Source organism: Corynebacterium sp. UMB10321 (assembly GCF_030228725.1).
In the GTDB taxonomy this organism is placed as follows: domain Bacteria; phylum Actinomycetota; class Actinomycetes; order Mycobacteriales; family Mycobacteriaceae; genus Corynebacterium; species Corynebacterium pseudogenitalium.
Genome location: NZ_JASOZC010000001.1, coordinates 65,380 through 84,721, shown reverse-complemented (window position 1 = coordinate 84,721; position 19,342 = coordinate 65,380). Strand labels below are relative to the sequence as shown.

Below are 19,342 nucleotides of genomic sequence, written 5' to 3'. Positions count from 1 at the left end.
CCCAACGCGAGCGCTATCGCAGACGTTACGGTAACTCCAACACGTACTTTCCGACGCCCCGCGCCCGGAAATGTGCCTTGCATGTGGCTGCCCTTCACTTTTCACAACGATTTGTCAGTAACAGCGTAATTCGGGCTGTGCGCTTCGTACACTCTTAACGTTGCATAAGTGGCAATAAGTGAAGGCCCCGCCAGCCGAAGCCGACGGGGCCTTCCCCATCCCTAACCCCTTTCTTGCCCACAATGGGCGAAAGGAGACCACTCAATCCAAGCCCCTATTACTTGAAATGAGCATCGCTAGATTAACACAAACCCATCCGAAAGTAGGAACCATGTCCGTGTGCTCGGATTATTCCTCCACGTGAACCGCAACGTCACGTCGCTGCGGTACTCCGCCCAGCAGCCCGACCGCCGCGACGAGCGCGCTCATAGCGATACCAATCCATAGTGCCTGCGCAGAACCGTTATTGCCCGCGCTCGAGAGCGACGCGGCCAGCCAGTGCATCGGCATCGCCGAAGAAAGCGCCTCGAGGACCCCACTAACAGGGGCAGCTGCGGCGGCTTTCCAAACCCACCCGACTACCCCCATCTGAAGAATTATCAGGATTGCCGCAACCAGGCTCCCCCATCCGCGACCAAACAGTGCCGCAAGCGCGGTCGTCACTCCGGTAGAGGCAGCTGCGCCGCACAGCAGCGCGAGAGCCGCGATTCCCAGGGTCGCCGGGCTCAAGTTGTGGCCGAGGATAAACACAAGGGTCCAACCGGCGACCGCCAGGAGCACGACGCCTAGCGCCAGCGCCAGCCAGCGCCTCGTGCGGGACAGCCACGCCGCCGCGGCGACGCCGACGCCGCCCAACCCCACGAGTGCCGCGACCAGCATCGCCGCGACCGGGGCCAGCGAGGACTCCTGCGGCTCCTGCGCTGCGCCCTCCACGCCCGCCTGGGCCGCCGCCGGCGCCGGGAGCGCGCCACGCACCGCGCGAATCTGGTCGGCGGTCAGGTTCGCCATGTGGTCAATCTTTGCGACACCCTCATCAAGCTGTGCAATACCGCCGACCGCGCCCTGCGCCTCGTTATTGAGCTGAGTCAGTCCACTCGCCAGCTGCTGGGCGCCGTTCGTGGCCGTGTAGACGCCGTCGTGGTAGGCGTAGCCCGGCACCGCTAGCTGGTTGGCTACCTCGCGGGAGCCGTCGCGCAGCTTGTTCATCTGGGCGACAACCTCCGGCGGCAACTGGGCATTGTCCGCCTGGACCTTCAGTTGTTGAAGCTGCTCGCGTGCGGCGATGACGTCCGGGTCCTTGGAGGCCTTCGTCGATACGAGGGCGCGGTCGATGGCAGCGGTGACCTGGCCACGCACTGCATCGAAGGCCGTGGCCTGCTCAACAACCTGGCCAATCGCGTCCGCGACCTCCGTCGCGCCACCCCCGAGCTGGCCCGTCGCCGCCTGTAGCTGCACCATCCCGGCCGACAACTCCTGCGCACCAGCCTGCGCCTGGGAGATCGCGGCGACGAGTTCGTCGGCGCCGCCGGTGAGTTGGGAGGTGCCGTCGACAAGCTCTTTGGTGCCCTGCGTGAGAAAGCCCGCCTGCGTGTTGGCCTCCCCCGCCGCGCGGCGCGCCTCGTTCGGGTTGCCCTGATCCGACGGCAACTGCGGCGCGCTGGCATCCCCCTGCGTGGACATCCAAGTACTCACCGGGCTCAACGGCAGGAACGCCGCAACAATACACACCAACAACACACACAACACGCGCCACTTCATGGTGCACAATGTAACCCCTGCAACTGCATGAATGCTGGAAGGCACACCGCACGCTCCCAAAGATGTTGTGGCCTTGTCCAAGCTTGTTGCTACCCTTTAAAGCAACTGACAGTTTTCAAATCCCAAACTCAGAGAGGGTTCACCATGGCACTACCTCTCGTGCTCGCATTCGTGGCCGCGACAGTTCCGCTATCGCCGCTGCTCGTGCGAGTTTTCGACAGGAAAGCAGGCTGGCCGCTGGCGCTCCTGCTGTTCGCCGCAGCGGTCACGCTGGGCCGCGAATTTCCCAGCATTTCCCAAGGCAACGTGGAAACGTGGTCCGTCACCTGGGCCAACGACATCCTCGGGCCCGGCACCGAAATCGCGTTCTCACTGCGCGCGGACGGCCTGAGCATCTTCTTTGCGTTGCTCGCACTCGTCATTGGCGGCATTGTCCTCATATATTCGGCCGCATACCTGCCGAAGCGCGAGGGCAACACCAGCTTCTACACCATCATGACGGCGTTTACCCTCTCGGTGCTGCTGCTCGTGCTTGCGGACGACACCGTGCTCCTCTTCATCGGCTGGGAGCTCGTCTCGATCGCGTCCTTCATGCTCATCGCCCGCTCCGGCTCCGGCGGCGAAGCCGGCTCCTACCGCACGCTCATCCTGACCTTCTTCGGCGGGCTGACGCTGCTGGCGGGCCTGGCGGTCGTCTCCGTCGCGGCAGGAACGACGCAGCTCAGCGCAGTGCTCGCGTCGCCGGTCTGGGCGCAGTCGCCGGGGCTGACCACCACGGTGGCGCTGCTCATCGGCTTCTCCGCCTTCACCAAGGCCGCGCAATTCCCTTTCCACTTCTGGCTGCCTGAAGCCATGGCGGCAGCCACCCCAGTCTCCGCGTTCCTGCACGCGGCGGCAGTGGTCAAGGCGGGCGTCTACGTCCTGCTGCGCTTCTCCACCATCTTCCACGACGTCACCGCGTGGAACACGCTGCTGCTGGTCACCGGCCTGTTTACCGCGCTGATGTCGGCAGCCTTCGCCATTACGAAGACGGACCTGAAGCACCTGACGGCTTACTCCACGGTTTCCCACCTGGGTTGGATCGTCGCGGCGATCGGCATCGGCACCCCGGCGGCACTCGCCGCCGCGATGGTGCACACGCTGGCCCACGCGCTATTCAAGTCCTCCCTGTTCATGCTCATCGGCGTCATTGACCACCAGGCCGGCTCCCGCGACATCCGCCGCCTCGGCCAGCTGTACAAGCAGCTGCCGTTCACCTTCGCCTCCACCTGCGTGGCCGCGGCCTCCATGGCCGCCATCCCGCCACTGTTCGGCTTCATCTCGAAGGAATCCATCCTCACAGCGTTCGACGCCACAAGCTTCGGCCCGCTGCTGCTCGCCATCGCCGGGCTTGCCGCCCTGCTGACCTTCATCTACTCGGCGAAGATCGTCTTCGGCGCATTTATCGACGGCACCAAGCCCATGCCGCACGTCACCGAAGCGCCCGTCGCGCTCTGGCTGCCAGCCGCGCTGCCCGGCCTGACCTCCCTGGTCCTGCCGTTCACGCTCGGCTGGGTAGACAACCCGATCAACGCGGGCGTGCACACCATCACTGGCGACACCGAGTTCCACTCGCACCTGGCACTGTGGCACGGCCTGAACGCGCCATTCATCGTCTCGCTCATCGTGCTCGTGCTGGGTGTTTGCTTCGTCCTCTTCGTGCGCAAACCGTTCTTCGCGGCCGTCGAGAACAAGCAGCTGCTGCCAACCAGCGGCAATGACCTACTCAACGCCATGGTCCGCGGGCTTTCCAAGGTGGGCCGCTGGCTCGGCGCGATGGCGGACACGTTCAACCCGTCGCGCCACCTGCTGCCACTCGTGCTGTGCATCCTCGTCCTGGGCGTCAGCACCGCCGTGCTCACCCAGGGTGTCGACGGCATGCCGCTCGCCCCACGCGCCGAGGGCATCGACGTGTGGTGGGACCTCATCCCATTCGCCATCATCGCCCTGTCCGTCATCGGCCTGGTGCGCACCCGCTCCCGCCTCGCCGCGGCGGTACTGCTGGGCACCACCGGCGTCGGCATGACGCTGCAGATGCTCATGCTCGGCGCACCCGACGTGGCACTCACCCAGTTCCTCGTCGAGTCGCTGACCGTCGTGATCATCATGGTGGTGCTGCGCTACCAGCCACGCACCTTCCCCAAGACCCCGACCTCACGCAAGGTCTTCGCGGCCGTCGTCGCTGCCATCGCCGGCGTGGTCGCCTTCCTCGGCGTCTACGCCCTGCTGGGCCGCCACGACCGCTCCGACCTCGCCCTGTGGTACCTCACCGAGGGCGGCAAGATGACCAGCGCCGACAACATCGTCGCCGTCATCATCGTTGAGTTCCGTGGCTTCGATACCCTCGGCGAGCTCTCCGTGCTCGGCATGGCGGCAGTGGTCATCGCGGCCGTCGTCCAGTCCATGCCACGCCACATGTTCGAGGCCGGCACCCGCCCACGCCCATTCGGCCAGTCGCAGCTCAACTCGCTGCCACTGCGCAAGGCGTCCGCGCTCGTCGTACCGATCCTCGCACTGCTGTCCATCCTCATCTTCTTCCGTGGCCACACAGCACCCGGCGGCGGCTTCGTCGCAGCGCTCGTACTGGCCACCGCGTTTGGCCTCAACTACCTGTCCCGTGGCGCGGACGCGTACGTCGTCAAGCAACTCACCCCGATCAGGCTGACAGGCTGGGGCATCATCATCGCCATCAGCTCCGGCTTCCTCGGGTTCCTCGAAGGCGGCTTCATGTACGCCATCCACGGCACCATCGCTGGGGAGCACATGACGACGTCCCTCATCTTCGACTTCGGCATCTACCTCGCCGTGCTCGGCATGGTCACGCAGGCGCTCAACGCGCTCGGCGGCTACCTACGCCCCGGCACCGAGATTTCCGACCTCACCTACACCCGCGGCGGCGAAAACCCACTGCCGGATGTACCAGAGCCGGAAGCACCCGCCGAGCCTGTCGACGCCCACCCAGCCCCACTCAACCCCGCGGAAAACCCGCGCCCAGTTACCACGAAGGAGCTGTAAACCACATGGTCATGGCACTTACCATCGCGGTCCTGGTTGCAGGGTCCGTCTACATGATCCTGCAGCGCGGCATGGTCCGCATCATCTTCGGCATGTCCCTCTTCGGGCACGCCTCCAACCTGACGCTGCTTGCCACCGGCGTCGGCGCCTGGCGCGGCGAGGCATTCCCCTCCCGCACCGAATTCGCCGACTTGTCCGACCCACTCCCGCAGGCCTTCGTGCTCACCGCCATCGTCATCGCCATGGCGACGACCACGATCCTGCTCATGCTGGCCTCACTCGGCAAGGATGACGACACCATGGACAACCCGACCGGCGTCGCAGGCACCTACGACCTGATGCGCCTGAGCCCGTCCGCGCTGTCCACCGCAGGCCGCACCGCGCGCCTCAACCCGAACAAGATGAACAACACGGAAGGAGCACCACGCGCATGAGTGCGGACGCAATCCTCCCAGTCTTCGTCGCGCTGCCACTCATCATGGCGGCGGTGACGACGCTCAGTCCCTGGAAGCGCGGCAACGACGCCCTGGGCCTCATCATCCCCGCCATCAACCTCGGCATGGCCATCTGGTTGTACGGCTACACCGCCGAGCACGGCACCATCTCCCACGTCATCGGCCTGTACCAGGGCGGCGTCGGCATCTCCTTCGCCGCCGACCAGTTCTCGGCCATCATGCTGATCACCACCATGATCGTGGCGCTGACCTCCAACTGGTTCGCCAGCGTGGCCGGTGAAACCCAGGCGCGCTACTTCACGCCGCTAACCCTGGTGCTTATCACCGGTGTCTCCGGCGCACTGCTCACCGCGGACCTGTTCAACTTCTTCGTCATGATCGAGGTCATGCTGCTGCCGTCCTACGGCCTCATCGCCATGACCGGCACCCGCAACCGCCTGCTGTCCGCCCGCACGTTCGTGCTGGTGAACCTGGCGGCGTCGACACTGCTCGTGATGGGCGTGGGCTACATCTACGGTGTTGCCGGCGCCGTCAACATCGCCGCCCTGCGCGGCGCCGCGGCCGGCAACGGCCCGATCACCGTGGCCACCGGCCTGGTCGTCATCGCCATCGCCGCCAAAGCCGGCGTCTTCCCGGTCCACACCTGGCTGCCACGCACCTACCCCTCCACCAGTGCCGCCGTCATGGGCCTGTTCTCCGGCCTGCACACCAAGGTGGCCGTCTACATGCTCTTCCGCATCTGGGTGGTCATCTTCGACATGGACGCGCGCTGGAACGCACTGATCATCGTCATCATGGTGATCTCGATGCTCATCGGTGGCTTCGCCGGCCTTGCCGAGCACACCATGCGCCGCGTCCTGGGCTACCAGATGGTCAACGGCATGCCGTTCATCCTCATCATGCTGGCCTTTACTAACGACGACGCCCGCTACGCCCTCGCCGCCGGCCTCATGTACACGCTGCACCACATGATCACCATCGCAGCACTCGTGCTCAACGTCGGTGCGATCGAGGAAACCTACGGCACCGGCACCATCTCGAAGCTGTCCGGCCTCGCACGCCGCGACCCGCTCACCTCCGCGGTCTTCGTCGCCGGCGCGTTCTCCATCGTCGGCTTCCCGCCGTTCTCCGGCCTCTTCGGCAAAGTCACCATCGTGCTCGCAGCCGCCACGGCCGGCGACTGGCGCTCCTGGGTGGCAATCACCACCATCATCGTCGCGTCCTTCGGTGCGTTGCTGTCCATGATGCGCGTCTGGAAGCGCGTCTTCTGGGGCCGCCCAATGCAGCACTACCCGAAGGCCCTCAACGTCCGCGCGAAGCTGCTCGCACCGTCCGCGCTGCTCATGTTCATGTCCCTCGGCATGTTCATCGGCGCCGGCCCACTCTGGGCAGCCAGCACCGCGGCCGTCGATAGCCTTCTCGACGTCGACTCCTACACCACCGCCGTCCTCGGCGACGACGCCATCGGCATCCCCGATGTGGACACCCTCCAAGGAGGTAACTAACCATGCTGCAACGCTTCGTACACGGCGTGGGCTACACCGCCTGGCTCATCAAAGAAATCTTCGCCGCAGGCTTCAGCGCCGCCGCGGCCGCATTCAAGCCCAACACCGGGCTCGACCCGATCATCATCTACTACCCGCTGCGCCTGACCACCGACTGGCAGGTCTTCTGGTACTCCACCTCCATCACCGTCACCCCGGGCACGCTGTCCCTCGGGCTGCGCTACCCCGCCCAGGAAGGCGGACCGATGGTGCTGCTGGTCCAAGCGGCGTTCGGCAGCGACCCATTAGATCAGATCGCTGGCCTGATCGACATGGAGGAGCGCATCAACCCGGCGGTCAAAGCCACCCCGCTGGACCCCGCATCCATCGGGTGGGACCCCTACGTGGACCTCGGCGACCCCGACGACCACACCCTGCCACCAGCGGAAAGGATGGACTAGAACATGTTTGAAATGATCCTCATGGGCTGCGTCATCGTCATGGCGCTCAGCCTGCTCGTCGGCCTCGCTGGTCTGATCCTGGTCAAGGACGAGCTTTCCCGCGCCGTCATGGCCGACCTCATTTTCTACGCCATGGTCACCATCTTCCTCGTCTGGTCCATCTGGACCCAGACCATGATCGGCTACGAAATCGCCATCCTCGCAGGCCTCGTCTGTGGCGTTATCCCGACCATTTCCATGGCCCGCATCATCACGAGAGGACGCCGCTAATGACCATCATCGAAATCATCGTCGCAGCGCTCGTCATCGTGGCCACCCTACTGGTGGTCGCCACCGCGCTCCTGCAGCTGCGCGCCCCCGACGCACTGACCCGCGCGAACCTGCTCGGCCCAACCGTCTGCCTCGCCTTCCCGATCCTGGTCGTTGCCAAGCTGATCTGGTCTTGGTCCACCACCGGCTTCGACCTCAATGACTTCCTCCGCGCCATCATCGCCATCGCCGGCGTATGGATCGTCGGCTCCGTCGGCTCCTTCATCATGGGCCGCACCCTCTACGGCGTGACCGTCTCCGATAAGCGCGACCGCCACCCGAACCGGCCAAACTACCGGATTTAGGTCTGGTTTTGGGAGGGTGGTGCTCAGGCACCGCCATGTGAGCCGCCGAGCTTGCCCAACAAACACCAAAACCCGCCGGGACGTCACCGTCCTGGCGGGTTTAAATCGTTAAGGGTTACTTCTGCTGCGCTGCGCGCTTAGCGGCGAAGGATTCGCGGACCTTGGTTTCCAGGTCAGCGTCGACCTTGCCCCAGTATTCGTAGACGCGCTCCTCGATCTCCTTGTTGGTGATCGCCATCATCTTGTTGGTGATGTTGTGCACGAAGCGTTCCTTGGCGGCGTCGTCGAAGACGTCGCGGTAGAGGGTGCCGGCTTGGCCGAAGTCGTCATCCTCAGCGTGCTTGACGTAGGCGGCGCGCACCAGGTCGGTGCCCTCCGGGTCCGGGTTGATGTAGAGGTTCTCGGCGAGACCGAGATCCTGGCCGCTCGCGGAGGTTTCGCCGTCGTCGAGGTAGCCGGCGCCCTTCTCGTAGGAGTTCGGGCTGTAGTTTGGTTCGTTCTCTTCGTTGAAGAAGTATGCCATGGAGCCGCGCTCTGCGTAGGTGTTCACCTCGTTGATCGGGCGGTTGACCGGCAGATCCTTGTAGTTGGCGCCGATGCGGTAGCGCTGCTGGTCAGCGTACGCAAAGACGCGGGCCTGAAGCATGCGGTCTGGGGACAGGCCGACACCTGGGACCAAGTTGGCTGGGTCGAGTGCCAGCTGCTCGATCTGTGCGTGGAAGTTCTTCGGGTTGCGGTTGAGGACGAAGTAGCCGACGTCGATAAGCGGGTAGTCCTTCTGCGACCACGTCTTGGTGAGGTCGAACGGGTTGAAGCGGTAGTCTTTCGCTTCCTCGAACGGCATGATCTGGACCTTGACGTCCCAGATTGGGTAGTCCCCCTCCTTGATGGCATTGAAGAGGTCCTCGCGCTGGAAGTCCGGGTCCGTGCCGGCCTTCTCGGTGGCTTCTTCGTCGGTGAAGCATTCCCAGCCCTGGCGGGTCTTGAAGTGGTACTTGACCCAAACTGGGATGCCTTCCTCGTTGATCCACTGGAAGGTGTGGGAGCCGAATCCGTCCTGGTGACGGGAGGTCTTCGGAGTGCCGCGGTCGCCGAGTAGGTAGGTCACCTGGTGGGCGGATTCAGGGGTGCGGGTCCAGAAGTCCCACTGCATCTCGTCATCGCGCAGGCCGGAGTTCGGCTGGCGCTTCTGGGAGTGGATGAAGTCCGGGAACTTGATGCCGTCGCGCAGGAAGAACGTCGGGGTGTTATTGCCGACAATGTCATAGTTGCCGTCTTCGGTGTAGAAGCGCAGTGCGAAACCGTGGACGTCACGCCAAGTGTCTGGGGAGCCTGCCTCACCAGCAACGGTGGAGAAGCGTGCAGCCATCGGGGTGACGGTGCCAGGCTGGAAGAGCTTCGCCTTCGTGTACTTGGACACGTCCTCGGTGATGTGCAGCTCACCGAATGCTCCGTGGCCCTTCGCGTGTGGAATACGTTCGGGGACATTCTCGCGGTTGAAGTGCGCAAGCTTCTCGATGAGGTGAATGTCATCCAGGACATTCGCGCCCTGACGGCCCTGCGTAACACTCACGTTTTCCGATGGGACGGGCTGGCCACTGAGCTGGGTAGTTTGACCCTTGCCCGCTGGACGTTCGCCGTTCGAAAGGATGTGGTCTACGTTCTTCTCTGCCATTGTTAGGCCCTCCTTATGGGTTGGTGTTTATTTATACCGTACGTGAATATCAGAGTGACATCAAGGGTTTTCCCGATACTGGTACCCTTTTTATTCGTGAACAGCAGCGATAGCCAGTACGTCACCGACCTCGCCCTCCGGGCCGGCCGGGGCGACAAAGCTGCCCTCACCGACTTCATCGCCGCCACCCAGGACGACGTCTGGCGCCTCCTCGCCCACCTCGCGGGACACGACGCCGCCGACGACCTCACCCAAGAGACCTACCTGCGCGCCCTCGGCGCCCTCCCGCGCTTCGCCGGCCGCTCCACCGCCCGCACGTGGCTCCTCTCCATCGCGCGCCGCACCTGGATCGACTCCGTGCGCCACGACCGCAGTCGCCCGCGCGCCACCAACAGTGGCTACGACGACGTCGCCAACCAACAGCCCAGCACCGACGACCCGAACCTGTGGCCCGAAGTTATCGACGCCCACAATCTCCTCAACGAACTCGCCCCCGACAGGCGCGAAGCCATCGTCCTCACGCAAGTGCTCGGCTACAGCTACGAGGAAGCCGCCAAAATCGCTGGCGTGCGCATCGGGACCATCCGCTCCCGCGTCGCCCGCGCCCGAAAAGACATCATGCGACTTACGGAACAGACCTAGCCCGTTACCCCCTTTTCGTTTGTTTCGTTTATGTGTATGATGACAGTATGCCACAACATGAAGAAATGACAAGCTCCCACGTAGAGCGACTAGCACGCCAGGCACTCGAAGACCTTGACGTCGCGCTTTCTCGATCCACCTCGAGCAGCGTTGACATCGTTGTCGATGGGACCCGGCAGCCAATCGAGATCTCACGCTCTGCGGCTTCCGCGCTACGCGAGGTGCTCGCCAACGAGGCCGATGGCAGGCAGGTCAAAATTGTTCCGGTGCAAAAAGAGCTCACCACCCAGCAGGCGGCAGACCTCCTCCATGTGTCCAGACCTCACGTCGTGAAGCTCATCGACACCGGCCAATTAGCCGGCCACAAAGTCGGGGCACACCGGCGCCTATACGCCGACGACGTCTTCGCCTTCAAACGCGAAAGGGACGCAGCGCAGCGCGCCAACCCGGACGAATGATCCACCTGGAACCAAACCAAAAAGGTTCCGAATTCACCGACCAGGCCCAACCCATCAACTACACTGCCTTTTATGATTCGAAACGCAATAGCGATCTCCTTTGCCTTCATCGGCATCGTTGTCGGCGCCGGGTTTGCGTCCGGCCAGGAAGCGATGCAGTACTTTGTAGCCTTCGGCACGCAAGGCATTTGGGGAGCACTCTTGAGCTCGGCCCTGATGTTGGTTGGCGGTATCTCCATCCTCCAGCTTGGCTCATACTTCCAGGCGACTGAACACATGGAAGTGCTCGGTAACATCACCGGCAAGGTCATGGGCTGGGTTCTGGACATCTCGACCATCATCACGCTGTTCTCCATCGGGTTCATCATGTTCGCAGGTGCGGGTGCGAACCTGAACCAGCAGTTCGGTATCCCGGTCTGGATCGGCGCGGTCATCATGCTGGCAATGGTGCTCGGCGTGGGCATGCTGGACGTCAATAAGGTGACCAGCGCAATCGGCATCCTCACCCCGTTCCTCCTGATCTTCGTGATCGGCGGCTGTACCTGGACCATCGTCAACGCGCAGCCAGACTGGGACAGCATCAACATCGCGGCCCAGGACGTCGCAACCGAGCTGCCAAACTGGTGGATCGCCGCACTGAACTACACCGGTCTGAACTTCATCTGCGTTGTGTCCATGGCGGTCGTCATCGGCGGCAACTACCTCGACCCGCGCGAAACCGGCCTCGGCGGCCTCTTCGGCGGCATTGCCTACCTCGCGATGCTGCTCCTGCTCGGCATGGGCCTCATGGTCAGCATCAGCGACGTCAACGGCCACGACATGCCGATGCTCACCCTCATCAACAACATCAACCCAACACTCGGCCTCATCATGACGTTCGTGATCTTCGGCATGATTTTCGCCACCTCGTTGGGCATGTTCTACGCCCTGGGCAAGCGCCTGGCGCGCGGTCGCCAGCAGAAGTTCCGCGTCATCTACATCTCCGCGTGCCTGATCGGGTTCGTCCTGTCCTTCGTCGGCTTCAAGGACTTAATCTCGTTCGTCTACCCGATCCTGGGCTACCTGGGCCTGGTACTCATCGTCGTGGTCACATTAGCCCGCATCCGCGGCTCGGAAACCCTGCGCCACGAAGGCAGCCTGCGACGCCGCGCCCTCGAGCTCATGAAGGACAAACTCGATCCGCGCGTGAAGTTCACCCGCCACGACCAGCGCGAGCTGGACAAGATTACCGAGAAGTCCGTCATGGAAAATAAGGACTTCAAGGAAGCCATGATCGAAGAGGCCGAGCAGGCCCTCGAAGCGGAAGAAGTCCTCGAGACGGACGGAGCTGAGAGCCAGGCTAAATAATCCTGCTCCGCCAAGTGCCAAGGGACGCAAGATGCGTGCTTTGGCACTTTTTCTTTAGCCCAAGCAAGGATGCGCGCACCAAATTCCTGTTTTTCGGAGAGGGGTCGGGACGTTTCCCCAGGTCGTAGGCGGTACTTGATCGAATGTGGTGCCCCCACCACCCGGTCCGACACCAAATTCCCGCTTTTCAGGAGCAGCCCTGAGCGTTTCCCCAGGTCGTTGATTCTGCATGGGCGAATTTGGTGTGCACCCAGAGAGGCCTAGTGCCAAAGGACGCAACCGGTTTTGGTGCAGCCATTCAACACTGCAGGTCAGCAATGTGCTAGATGTTTTCAGGTGCGTCCATTGGCACTGGTTACCTAGCAACCACACCTCAAACCCTGGATCCAGGAAAGTATTTGGGCATTTCCCCTGGTCACGGACCGGCCTGCCCCAAAAGCCGAAGCAGAAAAGCGGCCCCGCCAGGGAACAAACCCCAGGGGACCGCCCTCAAGCGCCCTCAAGTGCCCTCAAGAAGCCAGAAAAGCTACTTCACAAGCAGCTCCGCGATCTGAATCGTGTTCAGTGCGGCGCCCTTGCGCAGGTTGTCGCCGGAGACGACGAACACGAGGCCGCGGTTGCCGTCGACGGCCTGGTCCTGGCGGATGCGGCCGACGAGGGAATCGTCTTTGCCGGCGGCGGCGAGAGGGGTCGGTACGTCGACGACGGAGACGCCCGGCGCGGCCTCCAGCACGGCGCGAGCCTGGTCAGGGGTGATTTCCTTCTCAAACTCGGCGTGGACGACCATGGTGTGCCCGGTGAACACTGGGACGCGGACGCAGGTGCCGGAGACGCGCAGGTCTGGGATGGAGAGGATCTTGCGCGATTCGTTGCGGAGTTTCTGCTCCTCGTCGGTTTCTTCGGTGCCGTCGTCGACGAGGTTGCCGGCGAGTGGCAGCGCGTTGAAGGCGATCGGCGCGACGTATGGGCCGAGCTCCTCGGGCTGGAGGAGGGAGCCGTCGAGGGCGAGTTCGGTGTTGCGCTCGCCGATTTCGGCGACCTGGTTTGCAAGCGCCTGCACACCGGCGAGGCCGGAGCCGGAAACAGCCTGGTAGGAGGCTACGCGCATGGTGTGAAGGCCGGCGGCGTCATGGAGTGCCTTGGCCACGGGCATGATTGCCATGGTGGTGCAGTTCGGGTTCGCGATGATGCCTTTGGCTGGCGCCTTGGCTTCGTCGGGGTTGACCTCGGAGACGATGAGGGGGACGTCATCGTCTTTGCGCCACGCGGAGGAGTTGTCTACGACGGTGGCGCCGGCGGCTGCGAAGACTGGGGCCCACTGCTTGGAGGTGCCGCCGCCTGCGGAGAAGAGCGCGATGTCGACGTCGGCGACGGAGTCTTCGGTGACCTGGGTGAGGTCTTCGACGACGACGTCCTGGCCGCGGTATTCGAGGTGCTTACCCGCGGAGCGTGGTGATGCGAAGAAGCGCACCTTGTCCGCTGGGAAGTCTCGTTCGGCGAGGATTTCGCGCATGACGCGGCCGACCTGGCCGGTTGCACCTACTACTGCGATGGTGGTCATGAAGTGTGTCCTTTCTTAGCGTCCGGTGCCAGCGTAGACGATGGCTGGTTCGTCGCCGCCGAGTTCGAACTTGTCGTGGATAGCGCGGGTGGCTTCCTCAAGGTCGATTTCGCGTACAACGGCAGTGATGCGGATTTCGGAGGTGGTGATCATGTCGATGTTCACGCCGGCGTCGCGAAGTGCTTCGGTGAAGTCGGCGGTGACGCCCGGGTGGGTCTTCATGCCTGCACCGATGAGGGACACCTTGCCGATCTGGTCGTTGTAGGTGATGTTGTCCCAGCCTTCTTTCGCCTGGAGGGCCTTGAGCAGTTCCATGGCGCGGGGGCCGTCGGCAATTGGGAGGGTGAAGGTGATGTCGGTGGTCAGGTTGTGGAGGCTGGAGATGTTCTGCAGCACCATGTCGATGTTGATCTCGTTGTCGGCGAGGACGCGGAACACCTTGGCTGCTTCCCCTGGCAGGTCCTTGACGCCGAGGATGGTGATTTTCGCTTCGGAGGCGTCGGTGGCAACGCCGGACAGTACTGCTTCTTCCATGGGGATATCCTCCAATGCTCCGGCGACGAGGGTGCCGGGATCGTTGCTGTATGACGAACGCACCCGCATGGGTACGTTGAATGCGCGCGCATATTCCACACTGCGCAGCACAAGGATTTTCGAGCCGGACGCGGCGAGCTCAAGCATCTCTTCGAAGCAGAGCTTGTCGAGTTTGCGGGCATCGTGGACGATGCGTGGGTCGGCGGTGTAGACGCCGTCAACGTCCGAGTAGATTTCGCACTCGTCGGCGCCGAGGGCGGCGGCGAGGGCGACGGCAGTGGTGTCGGACCCGCCGCGGCCGAGGGTGGTGACGTCCTTGGTGTCACGGTTGACGCCCTGGAAACCGGCGACGATGGCGATGCGGCCGGCGTCGATAGCTTCTTGGACGCGGCCCGGCGTCACCTCAATAATGCGGGCGTTGCCGTGGCGCTCGGTGGTGATGACGCCCGCTTGCGAGCCGGTGAAGGACTGCACATCAGCGCCGAAGGATGCGACCGCCATCGCGACCAGCGAGTTCGAGATGCGCTCGCCTGCGGTGAGCAGCATGTCCATCTCGCGGGCGGGTGGGGTTGGGTTGACGCGGGCGGCGAGGTCCAGCAGCTCGTCGGTGGTGTCGCCCATTGCGGAACACACCACTACGACATCGTGCCCCTGCTTCTTAGTGGCAACGATGCGTTCAGCAACCGCGCGTATGCGGTCGGCGCTTTCGAGGGACGAGCCCCCGTATTTCTGCACGATCAATGCCATGGTAGAACCTTCCATCGGTGTAAAAACTGTCGCGTGAAAATCCGCACTATAAGAATAGCGTCCCAAAAACGACTATGGGGCGACATGGCACAGAAAATTAGTATTATCGTTGACCATGCAGAACGACTTCCTTGCGATTAGCTTTGCGCTCACGTCTGCGCTGCTCATCGCGGTGGGGACGGTGTGGCGCCACCGCATCTTGCGCGCCGGCCGCTCCACAACGGAGGTCAATCCCTCACCGCTTTCTTCTTTGCGACGCCCCGCCTGGTGGGCATCGCTCGCCCTTGCGCTGGCCGCGTACGGATTTCAGGCGCTGGCGCTGGCGTTCGGATCCCTGCTGGTAGTCCAGCCGATTCTGGTGCTGTCACTGATGTTCACGCTGCTACTTTCGGCGCGCGTGGAGCACCGCACAATGTCGCCGCAGGGCACGGCGTGGGCGACGCTGCTGACCATTTTCGTTGCGGTGGTGATCCTGGTGGGCCGCCCGGTTCCGGGCACCGCCCCGCCGGGGATGGTCGGCTGGGTGCTGGCAATCGGGGTTGGGCTGGCCTGGATGGTCGGGACGGTCGCGTTCGCCCGCACCCGTGGCGCCGCTACGCAGGCGCTGGCCTACGGCATCCTGTGCGGCGCGATCTTCGGCTACCTGGCGGTGTTTTCCAAGGTGGCTGTGGACGCCTACGTACACGGCGGAGTCGTTGGACTTGTGGAGTCGTGGCAGTTCTGGGCCATGCTGGCCTGCGCGGTGCTGGGCACGGCAGTGCAGCAGTTCGCGTTCGGCGCCAGCAAGCTGGCCACCACGCTGCCGGCCATGAAGGTTGTTGAGCCGCTGGTTGCACTCACCTTGGGCATCGTGCTGCTTGGGGAGAACTTCGCCGTGTCCAGTGTTGGGGGTTGGGTAGCGATGGTGGCGTCGATAATTATGATGCTGGCCAGCGCGGCGATGCTCACACGGGTCAGTATTCAAGTGGGATAGGCCCAAACCGTGTATGCTTTGGCGCATGTCACATCAGCTGCTGCTCCTAATCTGCCGCGGCGGGATACAGGCCTCGTTGTAACACGGCCGGCGCCCGTCGCGGAGTTTGTGCACGCCGACCGTGAAACTCGCCACGAAGGAGAACAGCCACAATGACCACCCAACCAGCCTGGAATAAGCAGCAGCCATCGAAGATGCCAGCGCACCGCTACCTGCCGTTTGCGCAGGAGGTAGAGCCTATCCGCCTGCCGGATCGCACCTGGCCAGACGCCACCATCACGCACGCGCCACAGTGGTGCGCGGTGGACCTGCGCGACGGCAACCAGGCCCTGATTGACCCGATGAACCCGGAGCGCAAGCGCCGCATGTTCAACCTGCTGGTGGAGATGGGTTACAAGGAGATCGAGGTGGGCTTCCCGTCCGCCTCGCAGACTGACTTCAACTTTGTGCGCGAGATCATCGAGCAGGACATGATCCCGGATGACGTCACCATCCAGGTGCTGGTGCAGGCCCGTGAGCACCTGATTCGCCGCACGTTCGAGGCTTGCTCAGGCGCGAAGAACGTGATCGTGCACTTCTACAACTCCACGTCGAAGCTGCAGCGTGAGGTGGTGTTCCGCAAGGACCGCCCGGCGATCAAGAAGCTGGCGACGGACGCGGCGGAGCTGATCAAGGGCATCGCGAAGGATTACCCGGACACGAACTGGCGCTGGCAGTACTCGCCGGAATCCTTCACGGGCACTGAGCTGGACTTCGCGGCTGAGGTGTGCGACGCCGTCGTCGAGATCATGGACGCGACCCCTGAGCAGCCAATGATCATCAACCTGCCGGCGACCGTCGAAATGATTACCCCAAATGTGTATGCGGACTCGGTCGAGTGGATGCACCGCAACCTGAAGCGCCGCGACTCCATCATCCTGTCGCTGCACCCCCACAACGACCGCGGCGAAGGCATCGCCGCGGCCGAGCTGGGCTACATGGCAGGCGCGGACCGCATCGAGGGCTGCCTGTTCGGCAACGGTGAGCGCACCGGCAACGTCGACCTGATCACGCTGGGCCTGAACATGCTGACGCAGGGCGTCGACCCGCAGATCGACTTCTCTGATATCCAGCGCATCCGCGACGTTGTGGAGTACTGCAACCAGCTGCGCGTCCCCGAGCGCCACCCATACGGCGGCGACCTGGTCTTCACCGCGTTCTCCGGCTCGCACCAGGACGCTATTAATAAAGGCCTGGACGCGCTGGCGAGCAAGGTGCGCCCGGGCGCAAACTCCACCGCGGTGCAGTGGGAAGAGCTGCGCGAGACGGTCTGGGAGGTCCCGTACCTGCCGATCGACCCGAAGGATGTGGGCCGCGACTACGAGGCCGTCATCCGCGTCAACTCCCAGTCCGGCAAGGGTGGCGTTGCCTACATCATGAAGACGGACCACGGCATCGATATGCCGAAGGCGATGCAGCCGGAGTTCTCGGCGGTGGTGCAGAACATCACCGACAACGAAGGCGGCGAGGTCAACTCGAAGAACATGTGGGACATCTTCGCCACGACCTACCTGGACCTGGATGCCCCGCTGGAGCTGCACTCCTTCCGCACGTCGGATGAGGAGGGCAAGGACGCCACGACGACCGGGATCCGCGCGCGCGTGACCTACAACGGCCAGGACCACGAAGTCACGGGTGTCGGCAACGGCCCGATCGCGGCGTTCGCGAACGCTCTGGAGAACATCGGCATCAACGTCGAGGTGCAGGACTACTCGCAGCGCGCCCGCTCCGCGGGTGACGACGCCGACGCGGCCTGCTACATCTACGCGGATGTCGACGGCAAGTGTGCGTGGGGCGCTGGCGTGGCAGGATCGACGACGCTGGCGTCGATGCAGGCCATCGTGTCCGCGGTGAACCGCTCAACAGTCGCGTAACACCACCCCCGTCAGGGGGGTCGTTCTGCCTGGCGGACTGAGATGCGAGTGATAAAGCGCGCTCGCTTCTCTTACGCCGCTCTCAGCGAATAAGAATCCGCGCTGCGTACGAACATGACGTGCCACACGCCTCCACAGGTCGACATGCGTTTACCCAGGTGCGGGCCTTATACTCATTGCTCGGAGATTTATCTACTGGCGAGGCAGCACCGGGTAAGGCAGGGCGAAATGGCAACAACATACGTGGTTCCAGACCACGGGCTTGGTGCTGTTCGCAACATCCCGGTGCACGAGGCGGAGCAAGAGCACATCATTCACCTGCTCGATTCCGCCGATACGGACGTAGCAGACCTCGCGGCGCTGCTTATCCCGCGCGCTGAGTGCGGCGGGTTCGACATTCACTTCCAGGACTCAGTGCTCGGCAGCATGAGCGCCTCGGACGCGCGCGAGTACGCGGAGCTGTCCTGGATCGTGGAAGCCTCGATGATCCCGCAGGTCACGGTGCGCGCCACCCGCCTTGCGGACGGCTCCCTGCAAACCGTCCTCCGCCTGCCACGCCCCGGCCTGTGCATCCCCACCAACCAGCCCCCGACCGAGCCGTGGGTGTTTCTCGACGACACCCGCACCTACGACGTCTCCTTCCTCCCGGACGCGCAGGAAGCCCAGGAAGTTTCGGTGCTGGACCGGAAGCATTACCTGCTCACGCTGAGCGCCACTGAGGATGCCGCCGAAGATACTGTGCAGGTCGCGATTGGGGATCGGGCCGTCGGCACCCTGGTGGGGCCAGTGGCCACCGCGCTGCTGCCGACGCTGCAGTCCCTCAGCGAGCGTGGCCTGCTGGCGGTAGCTCACGGCTACCTCGCGCCGTTGGGCGGCAAGCCGTCGTTGAGCGTGACCGTTGGCCCACTCGCCCCGGACGTGCTTCCGCCCCTCTCCCCGATTCCGCCGGTGCAGGTCCACCCGCGCCACCCGGATACCTCGGCGATGTCGGCGACCACCGTGATCCCCGTGGTACGCCCAGAGGAGCTGGAAGACAGCGCCGACGCGGTGGCCAAGTCCGCCGCAGCGAAGGCTGATTCGGAGGAGTTCCCCGCCATGGAGACCCCGGCGGACGAGAAGGCCCCGGAGGCGCAGCCGAAGAAGAACCAGCCGATCCACCCGATGCGCTGGGTAGCCGCTGTCATCGGCGCGCTGCTGATCGCGCTGATCGGCTCGGTGGCGTTCAGCGAGCAGTGGAGCGGCTCGCCGGACACAGTTTCCACGTACATGACGGAGCCTGCGCACTCCCCGAGCAAGTCCGGCCAGAAGCCGGAACCTTCGAAGCGGTCGACGGAACAGACCACCGAGGAGACCACGCCGCCTTCTTCGGAGCCCGCGTCTGAGCCGGCCTCGGCTCCAGCCCCGGCGCAACAGGAACCGGCGTACCAGGTGCCAGCACAGCCGGCCCCGGTGTGGCAGGCCCCAGCGCCTGCGCCCGTGCCCGCCCCTGCGCCCGCACCAGCGCCTGTGCAGCAGCCCGCTCCCGTGCAGGAACAGCCCGCGCCGGCCCCTGCACCAGCGCCTGCCCCCGACTACCAGTACAATTTCGGCGGCCTGCAGATCCAGTCGGACACGCCGCTCGGCGGGCCATTACACCGCGTGCAGTGGCCATAGCTACTATCAGAGT

The 19,342-nt window shown here is 63.9% G+C and carries 16 protein-coding genes; 12 read left to right on the top strand and 4 right to left on the bottom strand.

Annotation, left to right across the window (positions count from 1 at the left end; all coding sequences use genetic code 11):
- Positions 1-348: 348 nt before the first annotated feature.
- The gene (locus QP752_RS00355; protein WP_284803919.1) at positions 349-1,758 is read right to left on the bottom strand and encodes a hypothetical protein; all 1,410 of its coding nucleotides are present in this window, start codon (positions 1,756-1,758) and stop codon (positions 349-351) included.
- A 144-nt stretch (positions 1,759-1,902) separates the two neighbouring features.
- On the opposite strand from QP752_RS00355, the gene QP752_RS00350 reads away from it, so the two are divergent.
- Genes QP752_RS00350 through QP752_RS00325 form a run of 6 tightly spaced genes read left to right on the top strand, consistent with a single transcriptional unit; the run spans position 1,903 to position 7,826 of the window.
- On the top strand, positions 1,903-4,812 hold the full coding sequence (locus QP752_RS00350) for a DUF4040 family protein (protein WP_284803917.1): 2,910 nt from the start codon (positions 1,903-1,905) through the stop codon (positions 4,810-4,812).
- Positions 4,813-4,817: 5 nt separating this feature from the next.
- Positions 4,818-5,246: a cation:proton antiporter subunit C gene (locus tag QP752_RS00345; protein ID WP_070477297.1), complete on the top strand. Its 429-nt coding sequence runs from the start codon at positions 4,818-4,820 to the stop codon at positions 5,244-5,246.
- Positions 5,243-6,772 carry a monovalent cation/H+ antiporter subunit D family protein gene (locus QP752_RS00340; protein WP_256060102.1) on the top strand — a complete coding sequence of 510 codons (1,530 nt, stop codon included), beginning with the start codon at positions 5,243-5,245 and terminating at the stop codon, positions 6,770-6,772. The genes QP752_RS00345 and QP752_RS00340 overlap by 4 nt, the downstream gene beginning before the upstream one ends.
- Positions 6,773-6,774: 2 nt before the next feature.
- Positions 6,775-7,212: a monovalent cation/H+ antiporter subunit E gene (locus tag QP752_RS00335; protein ID WP_256060101.1), complete on the top strand. Its 438-nt coding sequence runs from the start codon at positions 6,775-6,777 to the stop codon at positions 7,210-7,212.
- A gap of 3 nt (positions 7,213-7,215) precedes the next feature.
- The gene (locus QP752_RS00330) at positions 7,216-7,482 is read left to right on the top strand and encodes a cation:proton antiporter (RefSeq protein WP_070363265.1); all 267 of its coding nucleotides are present in this window, start codon (positions 7,216-7,218) and stop codon (positions 7,480-7,482) included.
- Positions 7,482-7,826 carry a Na+/H+ antiporter subunit G gene (locus QP752_RS00325; protein ID WP_070363266.1) on the top strand — a complete coding sequence of 115 codons (345 nt, stop codon included), beginning with the start codon at positions 7,482-7,484 and terminating at the stop codon, positions 7,824-7,826. Before QP752_RS00330 ends, QP752_RS00325 begins: the two co-directional genes overlap by 1 nt.
- Before the next feature lie 115 nt (positions 7,827-7,941).
- Here the strand turns inward: QP752_RS00325 and QP752_RS00320 are convergent, their stop codons facing one another.
- Positions 7,942-9,501, bottom strand: coding sequence for a catalase (locus tag QP752_RS00320; RefSeq protein WP_284803915.1), 1,560 nt, complete (start codon positions 9,499-9,501; stop codon positions 7,942-7,944).
- Positions 9,502-9,597: 96 nt separating this feature from the next.
- On the opposite strand from QP752_RS00320, the gene QP752_RS00315 reads away from it, so the two are divergent.
- From QP752_RS00315 to QP752_RS00305, 3 genes are all read left to right on the top strand, one after another.
- Positions 9,598-10,143, top strand: coding sequence for an RNA polymerase sigma factor (locus QP752_RS00315; RefSeq protein ID WP_256005990.1), 546 nt, complete (start codon positions 9,598-9,600; stop codon positions 10,141-10,143).
- Between the two features lie 47 nt (positions 10,144-10,190).
- Positions 10,191-10,601, top strand: coding sequence for a helix-turn-helix domain-containing protein (locus QP752_RS00310; protein WP_256008224.1), 411 nt, complete (start codon positions 10,191-10,193; stop codon positions 10,599-10,601).
- Between the two features lie 72 nt (positions 10,602-10,673).
- The gene (locus tag QP752_RS00305) at positions 10,674-11,948 is read left to right on the top strand and encodes a hypothetical protein (protein WP_256060099.1); all 1,275 of its coding nucleotides are present in this window, start codon (positions 10,674-10,676) and stop codon (positions 11,946-11,948) included.
- A gap of 526 nt (positions 11,949-12,474) precedes the next feature.
- On the opposite strand, the gene QP752_RS00300 is transcribed toward QP752_RS00305, so the two are convergent.
- Together QP752_RS00300 and QP752_RS00295 are read right to left on the bottom strand one after the other, a co-directional pair.
- The gene (locus tag QP752_RS00300) at positions 12,475-13,509 is read right to left on the bottom strand and encodes an aspartate-semialdehyde dehydrogenase (RefSeq protein ID WP_070477284.1); all 1,035 of its coding nucleotides are present in this window, start codon (positions 13,507-13,509) and stop codon (positions 12,475-12,477) included.
- Positions 13,510-13,524: 15 nt separating this feature from the next.
- Complete coding sequence (locus QP752_RS00295; protein ID WP_070363272.1) at positions 13,525-14,790, bottom strand: aspartate kinase; 1,266 nt, start codon at positions 14,788-14,790, stop codon at positions 13,525-13,527.
- A gap of 115 nt (positions 14,791-14,905) precedes the next feature.
- On the opposite strand from QP752_RS00295, the gene QP752_RS00290 reads away from it, so the two are divergent.
- From QP752_RS00290 to QP752_RS00280, 3 genes are all read left to right on the top strand, one after another.
- Complete coding sequence (locus QP752_RS00290; RefSeq protein WP_070363273.1) at positions 14,906-15,763, top strand: DMT family transporter; 858 nt, start codon at positions 14,906-14,908, stop codon at positions 15,761-15,763.
- A gap of 152 nt (positions 15,764-15,915) precedes the next feature.
- A complete protein-coding gene (gene leuA / locus QP752_RS00285; RefSeq protein WP_284803906.1) occupies positions 15,916-17,676 on the top strand; it encodes a 2-isopropylmalate synthase in 1,761 nt (586 codons plus the stop codon).
- A gap of 228 nt (positions 17,677-17,904) precedes the next feature.
- Positions 17,905-19,329 carry a hypothetical protein gene (locus tag QP752_RS00280; RefSeq protein WP_284803904.1) on the top strand — a complete coding sequence of 475 codons (1,425 nt, stop codon included), beginning with the start codon at positions 17,905-17,907 and terminating at the stop codon, positions 19,327-19,329.
- The last annotated feature ends 13 nt before the right edge of the window (positions 19,330-19,342 follow it).